General features: G+C 66.2%; 18 protein-coding genes. 10 read left to right on the top strand and 8 right to left on the bottom strand.

Annotated elements, in window-relative coordinates:
- Positions 1 to 25 precede the first annotated feature (25 nt).
- Positions 26 to 562: a DNA-3-methyladenine glycosylase gene (locus tag IE101_RS15580; protein WP_229804230.1), complete on the bottom strand. Its 537-nt coding sequence runs from the start codon at positions 560 to 562 to the stop codon at positions 26 to 28.
- Between the two features lie 218 nt (positions 563 to 780).
- Positions 781 to 2,022: an AGE family epimerase/isomerase gene (locus IE101_RS15575; RefSeq protein WP_189634766.1), complete on the bottom strand. Its 1,242-nt coding sequence runs from the start codon at positions 2,020 to 2,022 to the stop codon at positions 781 to 783.
- 107 nt (positions 2,023 to 2,129) lie between these two features.
- Here IE101_RS15575 and IE101_RS15570 point away from each other — a divergent pair, with 107 nt between their 5' ends.
- Positions 2,130 to 3,032, top strand: coding sequence for a LysR substrate-binding domain-containing protein (locus IE101_RS15570; RefSeq protein WP_189634765.1), 903 nt, complete (start codon positions 2,130 to 2,132; stop codon positions 3,030 to 3,032).
- A 160-nt stretch (positions 3,033 to 3,192) separates the two neighbouring features.
- Positions 3,193 to 4,599, top strand: a complete 1,407-nt coding sequence (gene aspA, locus IE101_RS15565; protein WP_189634764.1) for an aspartate ammonia-lyase — start codon at positions 3,193 to 3,195, stop codon at positions 4,597 to 4,599.
- 39 nt (positions 4,600 to 4,638) lie between these two features.
- On the opposite strand, the gene IE101_RS15560 is transcribed toward aspA, so the two are convergent.
- Positions 4,639 to 5,394, bottom strand: a complete 756-nt coding sequence (locus tag IE101_RS15560; RefSeq protein WP_189634763.1) for an ABC transporter permease — start codon at positions 5,392 to 5,394, stop codon at positions 4,639 to 4,641.
- Between the two features lie 86 nt (positions 5,395 to 5,480).
- Between IE101_RS15560 and IE101_RS15555 the strand changes: the two genes are divergently transcribed.
- Positions 5,481 to 7,547 carry a 4Fe-4S binding protein gene (locus IE101_RS15555; RefSeq protein ID WP_189634762.1) on the top strand — a complete coding sequence of 689 codons (2,067 nt, stop codon included), beginning with the start codon at positions 5,481 to 5,483 and terminating at the stop codon, positions 7,545 to 7,547.
- Complete coding sequence (locus tag IE101_RS15550; RefSeq protein WP_189634761.1) at positions 7,544 to 8,413, top strand: FAD:protein FMN transferase; 870 nt, start codon at positions 7,544 to 7,546, stop codon at positions 8,411 to 8,413. Before IE101_RS15555 ends, IE101_RS15550 begins: the two co-directional genes overlap by 4 nt.
- Positions 8,414 to 8,418: 5 nt before the next feature.
- Here IE101_RS15550 and IE101_RS15545 read toward each other — a convergent pair whose 3' ends face one another.
- Both IE101_RS15545 and pedF read right to left on the bottom strand, forming a co-directional pair.
- Complete coding sequence (locus IE101_RS15545; protein ID WP_189634760.1) at positions 8,419 to 9,348, bottom strand: transporter substrate-binding domain-containing protein; 930 nt, start codon at positions 9,346 to 9,348, stop codon at positions 8,419 to 8,421.
- A 1-nt stretch (position 9,349) separates the two neighbouring features.
- Positions 9,350 to 10,030, bottom strand: coding sequence for a cytochrome c-550 PedF (gene pedF, locus IE101_RS15540; RefSeq protein ID WP_373296128.1), 681 nt, complete (start codon positions 10,028 to 10,030; stop codon positions 9,350 to 9,352).
- A gap of 149 nt (positions 10,031 to 10,179) precedes the next feature.
- Here pedF and pedA1 point away from each other — a divergent pair, with 149 nt between their 5' ends.
- Genes pedA1 through pedC form a run of 5 tightly spaced genes read left to right on the top strand, consistent with a single transcriptional unit; the run spans position 10,180 to position 14,283 of the window.
- On the top strand, positions 10,180 to 11,373 hold the full coding sequence (gene pedA1, locus IE101_RS15535) for a lanthanide ABC transporter ABC transporter substrate-binding protein PedA1 (protein WP_189634759.1): 1,194 nt from the start codon (positions 10,180 to 10,182) through the stop codon (positions 11,371 to 11,373).
- Complete coding sequence (locus tag IE101_RS15530; RefSeq protein WP_189634758.1) at positions 11,370 to 12,323, top strand: YVTN family beta-propeller repeat protein; 954 nt, start codon at positions 11,370 to 11,372, stop codon at positions 12,321 to 12,323. The genes pedA1 and IE101_RS15530 overlap by 4 nt, the downstream gene beginning before the upstream one ends.
- A gap of 16 nt (positions 12,324 to 12,339) precedes the next feature.
- Positions 12,340 to 12,768 carry a hypothetical protein gene (locus IE101_RS15525; RefSeq protein WP_189634757.1) on the top strand — a complete coding sequence of 143 codons (429 nt, stop codon included), beginning with the start codon at positions 12,340 to 12,342 and terminating at the stop codon, positions 12,766 to 12,768.
- A gap of 10 nt (positions 12,769 to 12,778) precedes the next feature.
- Positions 12,779 to 13,498: a lanthanide ABC transporter ATP-binding protein PedB/LutE gene (pedB, locus tag IE101_RS15520; protein ID WP_189634756.1), complete on the top strand. Its 720-nt coding sequence runs from the start codon at positions 12,779 to 12,781 to the stop codon at positions 13,496 to 13,498.
- Positions 13,495 to 14,283, top strand: a complete 789-nt coding sequence (pedC, locus tag IE101_RS15515) for a lanthanide ABC transporter permease protein PedC (protein ID WP_189634755.1) — start codon at positions 13,495 to 13,497, stop codon at positions 14,281 to 14,283. Before pedB ends, pedC begins: the two co-directional genes overlap by 4 nt.
- A gap of 5 nt (positions 14,284 to 14,288) precedes the next feature.
- On the opposite strand, the gene IE101_RS15510 is transcribed toward pedC, so the two are convergent.
- Complete coding sequence (locus IE101_RS15510; protein WP_189634754.1) at positions 14,289 to 15,281, bottom strand: MDR family oxidoreductase; 993 nt, start codon at positions 15,279 to 15,281, stop codon at positions 14,289 to 14,291.
- 152 nt (positions 15,282 to 15,433) lie between these two features.
- Between IE101_RS15510 and IE101_RS15505 the strand changes: the two genes are divergently transcribed.
- Complete coding sequence (locus tag IE101_RS15505; RefSeq protein WP_189634753.1) at positions 15,434 to 15,868, top strand: c-type cytochrome; 435 nt, start codon at positions 15,434 to 15,436, stop codon at positions 15,866 to 15,868.
- Positions 15,869 to 15,927: 59 nt separating this feature from the next.
- Here IE101_RS15505 and IE101_RS15500 read toward each other — a convergent pair whose 3' ends face one another.
- Positions 15,928 to 16,218, bottom strand: a complete 291-nt coding sequence (locus tag IE101_RS15500; protein WP_189634752.1) for an I78 family peptidase inhibitor — start codon at positions 16,216 to 16,218, stop codon at positions 15,928 to 15,930.
- 126 nt (positions 16,219 to 16,344) lie between these two features.
- Entirely contained in the window at positions 16,345 to 16,704 is a 360-nt protein-coding gene (locus IE101_RS15495) for an I78 family peptidase inhibitor (RefSeq protein ID WP_189634751.1), read from the bottom strand.
- Positions 16,705 to 16,827 lie beyond the last annotated feature (123 nt).

The following is a 16,827-nucleotide window of genomic DNA, read 5'->3' as shown; positions in this document are numbered from 1 at the left end:
GCCGCGATCCGTCGCGGCCCCTTTTTCATGGCGCGGGAAAGGGCCGGGACAGGAACGGCGACCCGGCGGCGCCAAACCGCCAGGGCACGTCGCAGGCGCGGGAAATCCCGATCCTCGGCCCGGCAATTACCGCAAGCTTGCGCCCCTGAGCCAACCGGAAATCGGACGCGTCGAAGGGCCGCCCATCATGCTGCCCGGTGATGCCGAGGGCCTGCGCCAGCCGCCCCGGTCCAAGGGCAAGCGGCTGCATCCCGCCCCGCCGCGCCATCATCTGCGAAAGCCCGACCTGCGGTTCCATCGCGCGGATCAGCACAGCCTCACCGGCGGTGCAAACCACATTGAGGCACCAGTGAATCCCGTAAGAGCGATAGACATAGGCCCGCCCCGGGGGCCCGAACATTGCGGCGTTGCGCGGCGTCGGGCCGCGGAAGCTGTGCGAGGCGGGGTCATCGCGACCGTAGGCCTCGACCTCGGTCACGTAACCGCCACAAGGGCCGACCTGCAGCCAAGCGCCGATGAGTTCCGGCGCAACCCACTGTGCGGGGCGGTCGTAAAACGGCACCGGATAAGGCTGCCCTGCCGTCACGGCAAGGCAAGGGCCGCAAATCCGGCCGCCCAGACAGCGGTTCCCAGCACCGCAGCCGGCAGAAACCACCAGCCTGCGGGCATCTGCATGAAATCGGCATCCATTAGGCACTTCATGGCGCGTACTCTCTGATCCGGTCGGGGCGTGGCAACACCCCTTGATGACGATCCTTCCCCAGAAACCTTGCGAAACTCTTAGCGGGCCATCGCTTCCAACCCGGCCTGCGCCCGCGAAATGCCAGGCGCCAACGGGAACAGCGCAGCCTGCACCGAATGATAGAGATCGGGCTTGCCCCGGAATTGCGTCGCCGCAGGCCGATCCTCGGCATCCAGTTCCGGGAACCAGCCGCCATGTTCAACATCGATCAGACAGCGGGCCGAGAATTCCCAGATCCGGCGATACCAAACTTCATCCTCGGGACGCGGGTCCAGCTTGATCAGCGCGGCCAAGGCCCCCAGCGCCTCGGTCACGGGCCACCAATAGCGATTGGGAACGTCGACCTGCCCGTCAAACTTCAGGGTGTAGGCAAACCCACCGCGGTCCGGGTTCCACGCCTTCAGCGCGGTTTCCACCAGATGTCGCGCACGATCCGGCCCCGCATTGTCCGGGCGCCCCGCCAGATCCCAGTGTTGCAGCTGTAGCCGCGCGAGTTCAAAGGAATGGCCCGGCGTGGTGCCCGCGGGGCGGAACATCGGGTTTCCGGCATAGTCCGGGTCCACCTGCCAGTCGGCCGTATAATGTTCGGGGACGCGCCAACCATGTGCGGGCGCCATGCGGCCGAGGAAGAAATCAAGGATGCGCCCTGCGCGGTGCAGGAACACCTCTCGCCCCGTCGCCTCATAGGCCGTCACCAGCGCCTCGACCGCATGCATATTGGCATTCATGCCGCGATAGGTGGAAAAGGGCGTCCAGTCGCGGTTGAATTCATCGGCAAAAAGGCCGGGGCCGTCTTCCCAGAACTTCTGGTCCAGCACCAGCCAGACATCGTCGATCAGGCGCGCGGCATCGGGGTGGCCCGCCTGCAGCGCGCTGGCGCCGGCAAGCAGGACAAAGACATGGCCATAGGCAAGCTTGCGCCCATCGACCACCGCATCCCCCGCAAGGCCCCAATTGTAGCCGCCATGGTCAGCGTCCCGATGATGCGACCAGAGATAGGCCATGCCACGATCAATCATCGCCTCGGCCCCCGGCACACCAATCGCCTGCCCCAGCGCATAGGAATGCACCAGCCGCGTGGTGGTGTGCAGCTCTTGCAGATCATCGGGCAGCGGCTGGCCCGCATGATCCAGCGTGCAGAACCCCGGACCGGGGCGGGCGCTGGCGGCAAAGAAGTCAAACTGCCGCCGCGCATCGGCCATCAGGAAGGCCCGATGCTCCGCAGTCTGCAGCCAGAAACCGGGGGCCCCCGCGGGGCCGGGGGTGGGGGAATGCGTCATGCGTCGTCCTTTTCTGTTGCGCCGAGTATCGGCGCCAAAACCGCTTTGGGCAAGCGGGCATGGCAGTGCGCGCGGGGTCGGGCTAAGATACGCCAAGGGAGACGCGCATGGATTTCAAATGGCTGGAAGATTTCCTGAGCCTTGCGGAAACGCACAGCTTTTCACGCTCGGCCGAATTGCGGGGGGTGACGCAAAGCGCCTTCAGTCGCCGCATCCGCGCGCTGGAGGATTGGCTGGGCGCTGACCTGCTGAACCGTGACAGCTATCCCATCACCTTGACACCGGAAGGCAAGCTTTTCCGCGAAACCGCGGAAGAGGCGGTGCGGATGCTCATGGCCCGCCGCGCCGAATTCCGCGACCGCGCGCGCGACACCGGGCCGATGATTGCGCTGGTCGCCCTGCACAGCTTGACGGTGACTTTCCTGCCCCATTGGCTGACCCAGCTGCGCGAGGTGATCGGCCCCGTCTCAAGCCGCGTGAAGCCCGAGAATTATGATCGCTGCATCGAGGCGCTGACCGAGGGCGGCTATGACTTTTTCCTGACCTATCACCATGATGCCGTGCCCGCCCCGCTTGATCCGCGCGGCTTTCCGCATCTGGTGGTGGGGCTGGATGCGCTGGTGGCGGTCGCCCGCCCCGACCGGCCCGCGATATGGGCGGAAGAGGGCGAAACCATGCCCCTGCTTCAATATTCGCGCGGGTCGTTCTTGGGGATGCTGGCCACAGTCGCACAGGCGCAGCCGGGCAGCCCGCGCGTCTATGTCACCCATACGAACGAGGCCAGCATGGCCGAGGCGATCAAGTCCATGGCGGTGGAAGGTCATGGCATCTGCTGGCTGCCGCGCCGCATGGTCGCGGCGGAACTGGCCGATGGGCGGCTGGCGGTCGTGGCGCCCGAACTTCCGATGGAGATTCGGCTCTATCGCAACGCCGCACGAGGACGGGGGGTCACCAACAAGGTCTGGGCAGCAGCCGAAGGGTTGGCCCAAGGTTATGCAAATTCAGAATAACCCTGCCGATAAAGGCATTGGCCAAAATGCCGAAACAGGCGTAAATCTTTGAACAGGGGGCAGAAATCGCCCCGTGAGAGCATCCTACCCATTCCGTGCCTGCATCACCGCCGGGGCTTGTGTCCCGTGTGGACAGGTACCCCATATGTGAAATTGGCCCATGAACAGAACCCGCTCGGAACATGACCTGCTTGGCGACCGCGACATTCCTGCCAATGCCTATTGGGGGGTGCATACGCTGCGCGCGGTGGAAAACTTCCCCATTTCCGGCCAGACCATCGGGCAGGTCAATGACCTGATCGTGGCGCTTGCCGCCATCAAGCAGGCCGCCGCCATGGCCAATGCCGATCTGGGTCTGCTGGCCCCCGCCCGCAGCCGCGCCATCATCGCCGCCTGCGAGGAAATCCGCGCCGGCAAGCTGCATGACCAGTTCATCGTGGATCAGATCCAGGGCGGGGCCGGCACCTCGACCAACATGAACGCCAATGAGGTGATCGCGAACCGCGCGCTGGAACTCCTTGGCCACAAGAAGGGCGACTATCGCCACCTGCACCCGAATGAGCATGTGAACCTCAGCCAGTCGACCAATGATGTCTACCCGACCGCGCTGCGTATTGCCGCCTGGGCGGGGCTGCACCGGCTGATCGCGCAGATGGCCAGCCTGCGGTCGGCCTTTGCCGAAAAGGCAGTCGAGTTTTCCGACGTGCTGAAGATGGGCCGCACCCAGCTGCAGGAAGCCGTTCCCATGACGCTGGGGCAGGAATTCAACGCTTTCGCGATCATGCTGGGCGAAGATGAGCTGCGCCTGGCCGAAGCCGCGCAACTGATCCGTGAGATCAATCTGGGCGCCACCGCCATCGGCACCGGCATCACCGCCCACCCCGACTATGCCGAACGGGTCCGCGCCCGTCTGGCCGAGGTGACGGGCATTCCCGTGATCACCGCCCCCGATCTGGTCGAAGCCACGCAGGATTGCGGCGCCTTCGTGCAGGTTTCGGGTGTGCTGAAGCGGGTGGCGGTGAAACTGTCGAAGACCTGCAATGACCTGCGGCTCTTGTCCTCGGGTCCGCGGGCGGGCTTTGCCGAAATCAACCTGCCCGCCAAACAGGCCGGATCGTCGATCATGCCGGGCAAGGTGAACCCGGTCATCCCCGAGGTGGTCAATCAGGTCGCCTTCGAGGTGATCGGCAATGACATCACCATCACCATGGCCGCCGAGGCCGGGCAGCTGCAGCTGAACGCCTTTGAACCCGTGATCGCCTATTCGCTGTTCCGTTCGGTCAGCCACCTGATCGCGGCCTGCCAGACGCTTGAGATCAACTGCATCCGCGGCATCACCGCAAACCGCGACCGGCTGCGCGAAAGCGTGGAAAACTCCATCGGGCTGGTGACGGCGCTGAACCCCTATATCGGCTATGCCGCCGCGACCGAAGTCGCGCTGGAGGCCCATCGCACGGGCCGGGGGGTCTATGAACTGGTGCTGGAAAAGGGCCTGATGACACAGGCGCGGCTGGACCGCGTGCTGCGCCCCGAGGAACTGACCCGCCCGCAGCAGATGGTGTCGTGATCTGGTCCGGCCCGTCCCTTCGCGGGGCGGGCCGCGCCACTACCGCCGCCACCGCGTTGCATGCCGGTCCCAGGGGCGGATGATCATGCGGTCGATCACCAGCATCACGGCCACGAAGCTCAGCGCATAGGCCAGCACCCCGGCGATGTCGAACAGCTGGAACTTCAGGTGGATCTGGAACCCGATCCCGCTGGACCGGCCCAGAAATTCGACGACAAGAACGATCTTCCAGATCACCGCAAGGCCGGTACGCGCCGCCGCCGCAAGAAAGGGCGCCAGCTGCGGCAGCAAAACATGGCGCAGCCGCGCCATGCGCGACAGGCGAAAGACCTGCGCCATATCGGCGATCTCGGGCGAAAGCGCGCGCGCGCCTTCCCGCAGCGTGACCATGACCATGGCAGTCTTGTTCAGCGTCACGGCGGTAATGGCCGCAACCTCATTCAGCCCGATCCACAGATAGCACAGCACGATCACCACCAGCGCGGGCAGGTTCAGGAAGATCGTGACCCAGGGGTCCAGCCAGCGGTCCAGCCGCGGATGCCGCCCCAGCGCCACCCCCAGCACCGATCCGATCAACATGGCCAGCCCAAAGGCCACCCCCACCCGCCCCAGCGTGGCCCAGAGGTGATGGGCCATCCGCCCGTCGCGCACCTCTTGCCACCAGACCGACAAGACCTCGGGCGGGGCGGGCAGCACGCGCGGATCGGCCTTCACGACCGAAAGCCCCCACCAGAAGGCCAGAAACCCCGTCAGCGACAGGACAAGAATGAAGCGGTCGGCCAAACGTGGGGTCATGCCCCGATCATAGGGCCATTTTCCCCGCGCGCGGCTGCGACCATGGTCCAATTCCGCAGGCGCGACCCGCGCCCTAGCCTTGCGCCATGTCCCGCATTCTTGCCCTGATCCTGTGGTTTCTGCCCACGCTTGCGCTTGGCGCCCCGCTGTCACGGGACGAGATCGCGGGCTTCATCCTGCCGCCCTATGCGCTGGGTCCGGCAGTGAATGACCAAGGGGTCTGGTCGCTGCGAAACTCTGGCGGGGCCGAGGCGGGCTATGTGTTTGAAACCGCGCCGCTGGCCCCCCTGCCCGGCTTTTCCGGCGGTCCGATCAACCTGCTGGTGCTGCTGGATCTTGAGGGGCGCTTCATCGATGTACGGCTGATTTCGCATAACGAGCCGATCTTCGTCTCGGGCCTGGGCGAGGCGCCGCTGCGCCGGTTTCTGGAGCAATACCGCGGCCTGTCGATCAATACGCCGATGGTGGTGGGCGTACCCTATGGCGATGGCGCGGGCGGCACGGGGATCACCTATCTGGACGGGGTGGCCAAGGCCACGGCCTCGGTCCGGATCGCGCATGAAAGCATCCTTGCCGCCACGCTGGCTGTGGCGAGGGAAAAGATGCAAGGGGTGCATCGCGCGCCCCCGGCCCGGCCCGCCCCCGATTATGCTGAGGCGCTGACCTGGCAGGAACTGGTGGATCAGGGCATCGCCCGCAACCTTCGCGTAACCAATGCCGAACTGGACGCGGCCTTTGAAGGCACCCTTTGGGCCGATGATGACCCCATTGCCCAGTCCGACCCGGAGGGGCTGTTCCTTGACCTCTGGCTGATCGACATCGGCCCCCCCGCGATTGCCCGCGCGGTGCTGCCCCCGCAGGCCGAGGCCGAACTGGCGCGGTTCTTGACCCTTTCGCCCGAGGATGAACCGCTGCTGGTGATCGATGCCGGGCGGCACGGGCTGGTCAGCGCCGATTTCGTCCGCAACACCGCGCCCGACCTTTTGGGCGCCACGCAGGACGGGCTGCCCGTGGCGCTGCGCGATGCCGACATGATCTTTGACACCCTGCCCACACTGCCGCAGGGCACGGCCATGATCCTGCGGACCGACCGGCGGCTGGGGTTTGATCCGGTGCAGGACTGGCAACTGCAGGTGCGGACGCTGCGCGAACACGGCATGTTCCAGCCCGAGATCGGCAGCGTCACCTTCAATCTGCCCTATGCCGCGCCGCCGCGCTTTTTCCTCCGCCCCGAGGCAGCGACCCGCCTGTCACCTTGGGTCGAGGCGCTGCGCGGCCGGGCGGTCGATCTGACGCTGCTGACGGTGACGCTGCCGCTCCTGCTGCTCGCGCTCGGGCCGGGGATGCGGCGACTGGCGGGGCATCGGCGCTTTGGCGCGATCCGGCTGGCGGTGCTGGCGGTGGTAACGGGCTTTCTTGGCTGGTGGGCACAGGGACAGTTGTCGATCGTGACGCCACTGGCCACACTCCGTACCCTGCGGGAGGGGGGAAGCCTCGGCTGGCTGCTCTATGATCCGGTGTCGCTGCTGATCTGGGCCGTCGCAGCTTTGGGCTTTGTGCTGTGGGGGCGGGGGCTGTTCTGCGGCTGGCTTTGCCCCTTCGGCGCCTTGCAGGAATTTGCGCATCATCTGGGTCGCCTTTTGCGCCTGCCTCAGGTTCAGGTTCCGCCCACATGGGACAAGCGTCTGAAAGGGCTGAAATATCTGATCCTGGCAGGATTGGTGGCTGTCACGGTGTTCGCCCCGGACCATCTGGACAGCGCCGCCGAGGTCGAACCCTTCAAGACCGCCATCACCACCTATTTCCAGCGCGGCTGGCTGCCTGTCACCTATGCCCTGATCTGGCTTTTGGGCGGCATGATGATCTTCAAGGGCTTTTGCCGTTATGTCTGCCCGCTGGGGGCCTTGATGGCACTGGGGGGGCTGTTGCGTGGGCGTGACTGGATCGCCCGCCGCGCGGAATGCGGCAGCCCCTGTCAGCTCTGCCGGGTAAGATGCAACTATGGTGCGATCCGGGCGAATGGTCGCATCGACTATGACGAGTGTTTCCAGTGTCTTGATTGTGTCGCCATCCATGATGATGTGAAGACCTGCGTGCCGCTGGTTCTGGCCGCGCGCGGACGGGCGGTCACGCCGCCCAAGGGGGCAAGATGAGGCGTCGGCATTTCCTCAAGATCGCGGCCACTGCCCTTTTGCCGCTTGGGGCACGGCCTGCGCAGGCCTCGGTCTGGCGGGGGCAGGCGCTGGGGGCGGATCTGGACATCACGCTGACCGGCAGGGGGGCCGAGGAAACCCTGGCCGATCTGCCCCCCCTGCTGCGGCGGCTCGAGGGGGTCTTCAGCCTCTATCACCCATCCGAGCTGACGCGGCTGAACGCCACCGGCCACGGAGAGCTGTCGCCGTGGCTTGCACGCGCCTTCGACCTGACCGATCAGCTGCATGCCGTGACCGGCGGGGTCTTCGACCCGACGGTCCAGCCCCTGTGGCGCGCGTTGGCCGAGGGCGGGAACCAGCAGGGCGCAAGGGCGCAAATCGGCTGGCACCGCCTGCGCCGGACGGGTCGCGAGGTGACGCTCGACCCCGGTCAGGCGCTGACCTTCAATGGTCTGGCGCAGGGGCTTGGCGCCGATCTGGTGCGCGACTGGCTGCGCGAGCGCGGCTTTGAACACGCCTTGGTGAACCTTGGGGAATATGCTGCGCTCGGCGGTCCGTTCCGTCTGGGGATCGAAGACCCCGATGCGGGCGTGCTGGGGGAACGCAGCCTGACCGACCGGGCGCTGGCCGTCAGCGCCCCGACCGCCATGACCGTGGGCGGACAGGCCCATATCCTGCATCCGAAGGGTCAGCCCGCGCGCTGGTCCAGCGTGGCGGTCGAAACCGACAGCGCGGCCCTCGCCGATGGGCTTTCGACCGCGCTGGTCTTTGCCGATGCCGCCGAAATCCGCCGTATCCGCGCGCAGGTGCCGCAGCTGCACCGCGTGACCTTGGTGAACCGCAAAGGCGATCTCTGGACGGTGTGAGCGCCCTAGCGGTCAGGCGGGGTGAAAGTCAGGCCATAGGCGGCATAGGCCGCGGCAATCCGCCCATCGGCCAGCGCTGCGGCGATGGCATCGTCCAGCGCATAGGCCAGATCGCGGTGGCTTTGATGCACGGCCAGACCCACGGTCCAGCGCCCCAGCGCAAAGCTAGGCAAGGGCGGCTGATGCACACGCACCCCTGCGGCCGCGCCGAATTGCAACTGGGCGCGCGGGCCCATCGCTGCCATCACCTCCCCCCCGGCCAGAGCCGCCATCGCTTTGGCCATGCTCGGGTAGCGGTGGATGCTGTCGCCGATCTGCCCGCCGGGGAACGAGGTCAGGTAGAAGTCCGAGATGGAATCGTTCTCCACCGCCACGGGGTCAAACCGGAAAAAGGCAGGCACCGGTGCGCCCTCGTGCCGGGGGTGATCCGAAGGCACCGCATCGGGATAGGCGTCCTGGCGATAGGCAATCGCGATCTCTTCGGCGGCATATTGGCCGGTAAAGACCACCTGTTCGACCAGACAGGTAAAGTCACTGTTGTAAGGCACCCGCAGCATGACGTTCGAAACGGGTTCCTTCTGCACCGTCCCGCGCCAGACATAGGACATCAGATCGACCTGCAGGTTTTCGCCCGCCTGCACAAAGCGATATTCGGGGCGCACGCCCAGCGCCTCGGCCAGGATCGCGCCAATGGCAATGTCCACACCCTTGGGGGTGCCCCCCTCTTGCCAGCTATAGGGGGGGAAATCCTCATAGACGGCGATGGTCAGGGTGCCCCGGTCCTGAATTTCATCCAGCGTCTGGCCCACGAAATCGCGGGGGGTGTTCTGCGGGCGCGCCCCCGGCGCCACCCCTTCGCAGCGCGCCCAAACGGGCGCAGCGGCGAGGGTCAAGACCCCCGCCGCCAGCATGGTCACAAGCGCCCGGCGCTGCATCTCAATGCGCCGCCGAAAGCCCGATGGTCAGCGCATCGGCCGCGTGTTTCAGCCCCTCGGATGAACCGTTGAGCAAAAGCGCCGCCCGGCGGGCTGCACTGTCAGCAACCGGCGCACCCGAGGCGGTCTTGACCTCGGCCGCGATGGAGAGAAGCTCTTCCTTGAGCTTGGCCTCATCGACGCCGCCCTTGGCCAGATCATCGCGGATGCTGGTCAAGCGCGCGGCATGGGCGTCCAGCGCCCCATCCTCGGCCCGGGTTTCGATATAGGTGCGGATCGCCCAGCCCGCCTTCTGACCCAGAACCTCGCCAAAGGCGGGCATCTTGGTGGTGCCATCCTGCGTATAGCCGTGCTGGAAGCGTTCGACGAACCATTCGTCGCCATATTCCGCCGCCTCAAGAAACCGCAGATCCGGCGCAAGGCCGCCCGAGACTGCACCAAGCCCGTGGCAGCGCGCGCAGTTCTGGTTGAAGGCACTGTCGCCGATTTCCAGCGCCTTGGCCCAGACCTCTTCCCCGGCCTTCTCGGCGCGATAGGGGTTTTCGGTCAGCCATTCCTCGCCCACATCGGGCAGGGCATCGGTGTTCACCGGCTGGGGGGCGACATCACCATGGCCAAGGGCCATCGTCGCAAGGCCCGCAAAGGCCATGGCGGCCACCAGGCCGCGGGTCATCAGGGTCATCGGCTCGTCCTCCCTTGAGCATGGATCGAGCTAACCCAAGCCTGTCGCGGCGGGGTATTGGACTTTCGTGCCGGGCTGCGGGGGGTTGCGACCAATGTCCTATACCCGTCCGGGCGGGCTGGGCCGAACATGCCCGAAAGGGGGGCCAGATGGTGCAAGGCAGGGTATCGGCATGGGTTTTCGGGGCGTTCATCGCGGCGCTGGCGCCGGCTGCGGGGGCCGAGACGCCGGGGCTGCGCGTCGCCATCGCCTATTTGCGCGCCGAAGCGCGGCTGCCTCCGACCCTGTCGAACCTTGATCCGGTTCCCGCGGATCTGGGCATCGCCGGGGCCATGGTCGCATTGGCAGATACCCGCACCACGGGGCAGTTTCTGGGGCATGACTATCAGCTGGACCTGACCTCGGCCCCGCCGGAAACCGCCCCGCTGCCTGCAGCGCGCGGGGCGCTGGCGGCAGCGGACCTGGTGCTGGTCGATGCGACCGCCGATCAGATGCTGGCCATTGCCGACCTGCCCGAAGCGCAGGGCAAGATCCTGTTCAACGTCGCCTCGGGCGAGGGGCGGTTGCGGTCGGGCGATTGCCGGGTCAATCTGCTGCACACCCTGCCCGAGGACAGCGCGCGTACCGATGCGCTGATGCAGGTGCTGGTCGCCAAACGCTGGACACGACTGGCGCTGATCACAGGGCCCAAGTCCGCCGATGCGGCCTATGCGGAAGCCCTCCGCGCCTCGGCCCGGAAATTCGGGTTGGAGATCGTGGGCGAAAAGGCCTGGACCTTCGACACCGACCTGCGCCGCGCCGCCACCACCGAACTGCCCCCCTTCACCCAGGATCTGCCTGACCATGACGTGCTGCTGGTGGCCGATGAAACCGATGATTTCGGCCGCTATGTCGAACACAACACCTGGCTGCCCCGCCCCATCGCCGGGTCCGAGGGGCTGGAGCCTCTGGGCTGGTCCCCGGTGCTGGAACAATGGGGGGCGGTGCAGCTGCAAAACCGCTTCAAGGCCGCCGCCGGGCGCCCCATGCAAAGCCGCGACTATGCCGCCTGGGTCGCCATCCGCGCAATCGGTGAGGCCGTGACCCGCACCGGCAGCGCCGATCCGGCGGTGCTGCGGGCCTATATGCTCTCGGATGCGTTCCAGTTGGACGGGTTCAAGGGCCGCGCCCTGACCTTTCGCGGCTGGAACGGCCAGATGCGCCAGCCCATCGCCGTAGCCAATGGCCGCGCGCTCGTCACGCTCGCCCCGGTTGAGGGCTTCCTGCATCAGCGCAATGAAACCGACAGCCTCGGGCTCGACGCCCCCGAGAGCGACTGCCACGCCTTCGGAGCCACCCCATGACCCGCCTTGCCCTGCTGCCCCTGATCTTTGCCCTGCCGCTGCAGGCGGGCGAAATCTGGGTGACGAATGAAAAGGACGACACCGTCAGCGTGATCGACACCGCAACGCTGACCGTGACCAAGACCTATCCCACCGGCGAACGGCCACGCGGCATCACCTTTTCCAAGGATTTCAAGCGCGTCTATATCTGCGCCTCGGACAGCGACACCGTGCAGGTGATGGACCCCGACACCGGGGAAATCCTGCATGACCTGCCCTCGGGCGAAGATCCGGAACAGTTCGTGCTGGCCCCCGACGACCGGCACCTGTTCATCGCCAACGAAGACGATGCCGTTACGACCGTGGTCGATACCCAGACCCGGCAGGTGGTGGCGCAGATCAATGTCGGGATCGAACCCGAGGGCATGGCCATCAGCCCCGATGGCAAGATCGCCATCACCACCTCGGAAACCACCAATATGGCGCATTGGATCGACACTTCGACCCACAGCCTTTTCGCCAATACCCTGGTGGACAGCCGCCCGCGCCATGCCGAATTTACCGCCGATGCCGCGCAGCTTTGGGTCAGTTCCGAAATCGGCGGCACGCTGACGGTGTTCCGCACCGCCGACCAGAGCGAGATCGGCAAGGTCCGTTTCGAGATCCCGGGTGTCAATCAGGACCTGATCCAACCCGTCGGCTTTCGCTTTACCCCCGATGGAAAAACCGCCTTCGTCGCACTCGGTCCGGCCAATCATGTGGCGGTGGTGAATGCCGAAACGCTGGCGGTTGAGGACTATATCCTCGTTGGCCGCCGCGTCTGGCATTTGGCCTTTTCCCCGGATTTCAGCCAGTTGTTCACCACCAATGGCGTCTCGGGCGACGTCACCGTGATCGATGTGGCCGACCGCGCCGCCGTGACCACGATCAAGGTGGGCCGTTTCCCCTGGGGCGCGGCCATGCGCCCCTGACGACAGGAGAGTTCCGATGCGTTCCATCCTTCTTGCGGCGTTGACCCTGTTGTGGCTGCCTGCCCCGCTGCTGGCCCAAGGCCCGCCAGCGGGCATCCTTGCCGCAGGCAACAAGCAAAAGCTGCCTCCGATCACGCTTGCCGCCGGGCAACCCCTTGCGGCCCAGCCTTGGGCGCTGACGTCGGGCACCTATTACGAGGTCGAGATCGAGGCCGATGGCAGCCAGGAGCTTGGCCTTGAAGGCGCGGCCTTCTTCCGCGCGATCTGGATCGACGAGATTGTCATCGAGGGGCTGGAAATCCGCCCCCTCGCGCTCGATTCCGTCGAGTTTGACGAGGCAGGGACGATGGAGATCGGCTTTCTTGCCATCCGTCCGGGGCGCTATGTGCTGCAGGTGCCCGGCACGACCGGCCCCGATCAGCAGCTGCAGATCACCATCAACTGAAGGGGCTGCCATGGCCGAGGGGCTGGAGATTTCGGGGCTAAGCTATCGCTACGGCGCGAAATCGGCGTTGGATGACATTGAGCTGTCTGTCCCCGCAGGGCGCTTCTGCGCGCTTCTGGGGCCGAACGGGGCGGGGAAATCCACGCTTTTTGCCCTGCTGACCCGCCTGTTCGTGGCGCGCAACGGCATGATCCGCATCGCGGGCCATGATCTGGCACGCCAACCCCGTGCGGCACTGGCCCGGATCGGGGTGGTGTTCCAGCAGCCCACGCTGGACCTTGACCTGACCGTGCGGCGCAACCTGCTTTACTTTGCGGCGCTGCATGGCTTATCGGGGCGGGCCGCCGATCTGCGCGCAGCCGAGGTGCTGGAGCGTCTGAACATGGCCGAGCGCGCACAAGAACCCGCCCGCAACCTGAACGGCGGCCATCGGCGGCGGATGGAGATTGCGCGCGCCCTGATCCATCGGCCTGCCGTGCTGCTGCTGGATGAGCCGACCGTGGGCCTTGATGCGGCGACGCGGCTCGCGATCACCGGGCATGTGCATGATCTGGCCGATGCCGGGCTTGCGGTCCTCTGGGCCACGCATCTGACGGATGAGGTCGCGCCGGGGGATCAACTTGCCATCCTGCACCGCGGCCGCATCTGCGCGCAGGGCACCGCGCGGGATCTGACTGGCGCGGGCAGCCTGCAGGACCGGTTCCTTGCTCTGACGGAGGCAGCGGCATGAGCTGGCTCATTGCCCTCCGCGCCATTCTGCACCGCGAGGCGCTGCGCTTTCTGGGGCAGCGCGGGCGGCTGGTGGCGGCGCTGGTGCGGCCGCTGGTCTGGCTTTTCGTCTTTGCAGCCGGGTTCCGCGCGGCGCTTGGCCTGTCGATCATCCCGCCCTATCAGACCTATATCACCTATGAGACCTATATCCTGCCCGGCCTCTGCGGAATGATCTGTCTGTTCAACGGGATGCAAAGCTCGCTCAGCCTCGTCTATGACCGGGAAATGGGCTCGATGCGCCTGCTGCTGACCGCCCCCTTGCCGCGCTGGTGGTTGCTGCTGTCGAAGCTGGCGGCGGGGATGCTGGTCTCGCTGCTGCAAGTGGCGCTGTTTCTGGGGATTGCCGCGCTTTGGGGCCTGCGCGCGCCCGCCATCGGCTATCTGGCCGTGCTGCCCGCAGCGGGGCTGGCCGGGCTGATGCTGGGCGCGATGGGGTTGATGCTGTCCTCGTTGATCCGGCAGCTGGAAAACTTTGCGGGCGTGATGAACTTCGTGATCTTCCCGATGTTCTTCCTGTCCTCCGCCCTCTACCCGATCTGGAAGATGCGCGAGGCGAACCCCGCGCTGGCCCGCCTTTGCGAGGTGAACCCCTTTACCCACGCGGTCGAGCTGATCCGCTTTGCGCTGTATGGCCAGCTGAACCTGCCCGCCTTGGGCTGGACAGTGCTGGCGACGGCCCTGTTTTCGGCCGCCGCCGTCTGGGGCTACGATCCTGCGCGCGGGGTTCAGAACCGCCGCGCGTGACCCTTTCAGCCGCGCAGGTCCACCACCACGCGGCCCTGCACCCCGCCCTGCAGGATCTGCGCCCCAAGCGCGGGCAGATCGGCGAGGGTGGCGGGGTGGATCATCGCTTCCAGCTTTTCCATCGGCAGGTCCTGCGCAATGCGGCCCCAGGCCCGCAGGCGGGCGTCATAGGGCTTCATCACGCTGTCGATGCCCAGAAGGTTCACCCCCCGCAGCAGGAAGGGAATGACCGTAGCCGGCAATCCCGCCCCCCCGGCCAGCCCGACCGCCGCAACGGACGCACCATACTTCATCTGCCCCAGCACCCGCGCCAGCATGGCGCCGCCCACGGCATCCACACAGCCCGCCCAGGTTTCGCTTTCCAGCGGGCGCTTCACGGTTTCGGCCAGATCGGCGCGCGGCACGATGCGGCTGGCTCCCAGGTCGCGCAGATAGCCTTCGGTTTCGGGGCGGCCGGTCACAGCCGCCACCGCATAACCAAGATGCGAAAGCAACGCGACCGCGACCGACCCCACCCCCCCGGCAGCGCCGGTCACCAGCACCTCGCCCTGCGCGGGCGTAAGACCGTGATCCTCCAGCGCCATGACGGCCAGCATGGCGGTAAAGCCCGCGGTGCCCACGGCCATGGCCTGCCGCGTGGTCAGCCCTTCGGGCAGCGGCACCAGCCAGTCGGCCTTGACCCGCGCCTTTTGCGCGTAGCCGCCCCAATGCACCTCGCCCACACGCCAGCCGGTCAGCACCACCCGGTCACCGGGGCGATAGCGGGGATCCTCGCTTTGCTCGACCGTTCCGGCGAAATCGATCCCGGCGACATGCGGCCACGTCCGCACAAGGCCCCCGCCCGTGGGCGACAGGCAAAGCCCGTCCTTGTAGTTCAGCGTCGAATATTCGACCTCGACCGTCACCTCGCCGGGCGGCAGGTCGCTGTCCTGCAAATCGGTCAGGCGGGCCGAGGCCTGACCACTCTCGTCCTTTTCCAGAAGCAATGCCCGGAACATGCGCGCTCTCCCCTTTTCTCTCAGGATCAGCCTAGCCGCGGATCGGGGGCAGACACAATCGCGTGAAAGCCGCCGGATCGGACCTTGGTCTGTAGCCTGCCCGTCATCTCGGTTCCTATAGTCGTGACATAATTCAACCAGGGAGCGATAGAATGAAATTCCTCACCCGTGCGATTGCCCTTGCCGTCCTCTGCGGCGCAACGATGGCCCATGCCGAAGGCGAACCGACCGACCCCACCGTTCAGGCGCGGGTGGCGCTGATGAAATCCATGGGCGGGGCGGCCAAGGCACTTGGCGACATGGCGGGCGGCAAAGCCGGCTTTGATGCAGCCGCCGCAGAAACCGCCAAGACGGCGCTGGTTGTCGCATCGACCGACATTGCCGCAAAGTTCGAAGCCCAAGCCAGCGATCCGGCCTCTGAGGCCAAGCCCGAGATCTGGACGAGCTGGGACGATTTCGTCGCCAAGGCCGATGCCCTGAATGCCGCGGCTTCGGCACTTGATGCAAGCTCGGTCGAAGGGATCAAGGCCGGGATGGCCGCCGTCGGCGGCGCCTGCAAGGCCTGCCACACCGCCTATCGCATGTGACACCGGCCCGCCGCGCGGCAGGCGGGGGTCAGCCCTGCCCTCTTCGCGGCACCGCGGGATCAGCCGCAGCTGACGCGCAAGATCACATCCCCCGGTCCGGTTTCAATATTCAGCCGGGCCGGATTGAAATCCATCGTCACAGGGTCACCCTGCTTGTAAACCCGCAGCGGCTGACTGAAGCGGATCCCTGAAATCACCCCGACATCCTGCCCGACCAGCGATTGCAGCTCAGAGGCGCCGCAGCTTTCAACCTGGCCCGGCGCCGGATTTACCGGATCAACCGTTACGCAGCCCGCCAGAAGCCCCGCAGCCAGCAAGCCGGCCCCCATCCATCCTTGTGTCTTGCACATGATGATCCTCGCTTTCGCAATGCCGCGCTCCGCTGCGCTTCATCAGGAAACGCAAAAGACCCCGCCCCCGCAAGGGGCAGGGTCGGCCATAGGCGACAACCGGCCGCTGCAGGCCGGAAAGCGCGATCAACCGCAGGCGATACGGACGATACGGCCGGTCGCGTCAGTGTAGAAGTTGATGCGGAAGGAATTGTATTCCTCCTGGCTGACGATGCCGCCCGGAATGACCATGCGGGTCGGCCGCGTGATGCCCGCGGCACGCACCTCAACCTCGGTCTGACCCATCAGATACTGATGATCCGCCGCATGGCAGGTGTCGGGTTCGCGTTCATTCAGGCCGGGAGTCAGGTCCACCGGCATGCCGGTAACGGGGTCGATCCCCGGCGGCATTTGCGGCATCACGGCCTGAGCCGGTTCCGGCTCGGGCGCGCAGGCCGCCAGAAAGAGTGCCACAAGCAGGGCAGAAGATTTCGCAAGTCCAGTCATTTGTGCCGTTTCCCGCGTTGCGTTTGGCGTCTCTTTCGCACAACTTGCAGCAAATTGACAGAGGGAGGATCCCGATGCGGACACGCGCGGCAGTAGCGGTTGCCCCCGGCAAACCGCTTGAAA

It is taken from the genome of Gemmobacter lanyuensis, assembly GCF_014652355.1.
In the GTDB taxonomy this organism is placed as follows: domain Bacteria; phylum Pseudomonadota; class Alphaproteobacteria; order Rhodobacterales; family Rhodobacteraceae; genus Gemmobacter; species Gemmobacter lanyuensis.
This window is presented reverse-complemented; position numbering and strand designations above follow the sequence as displayed.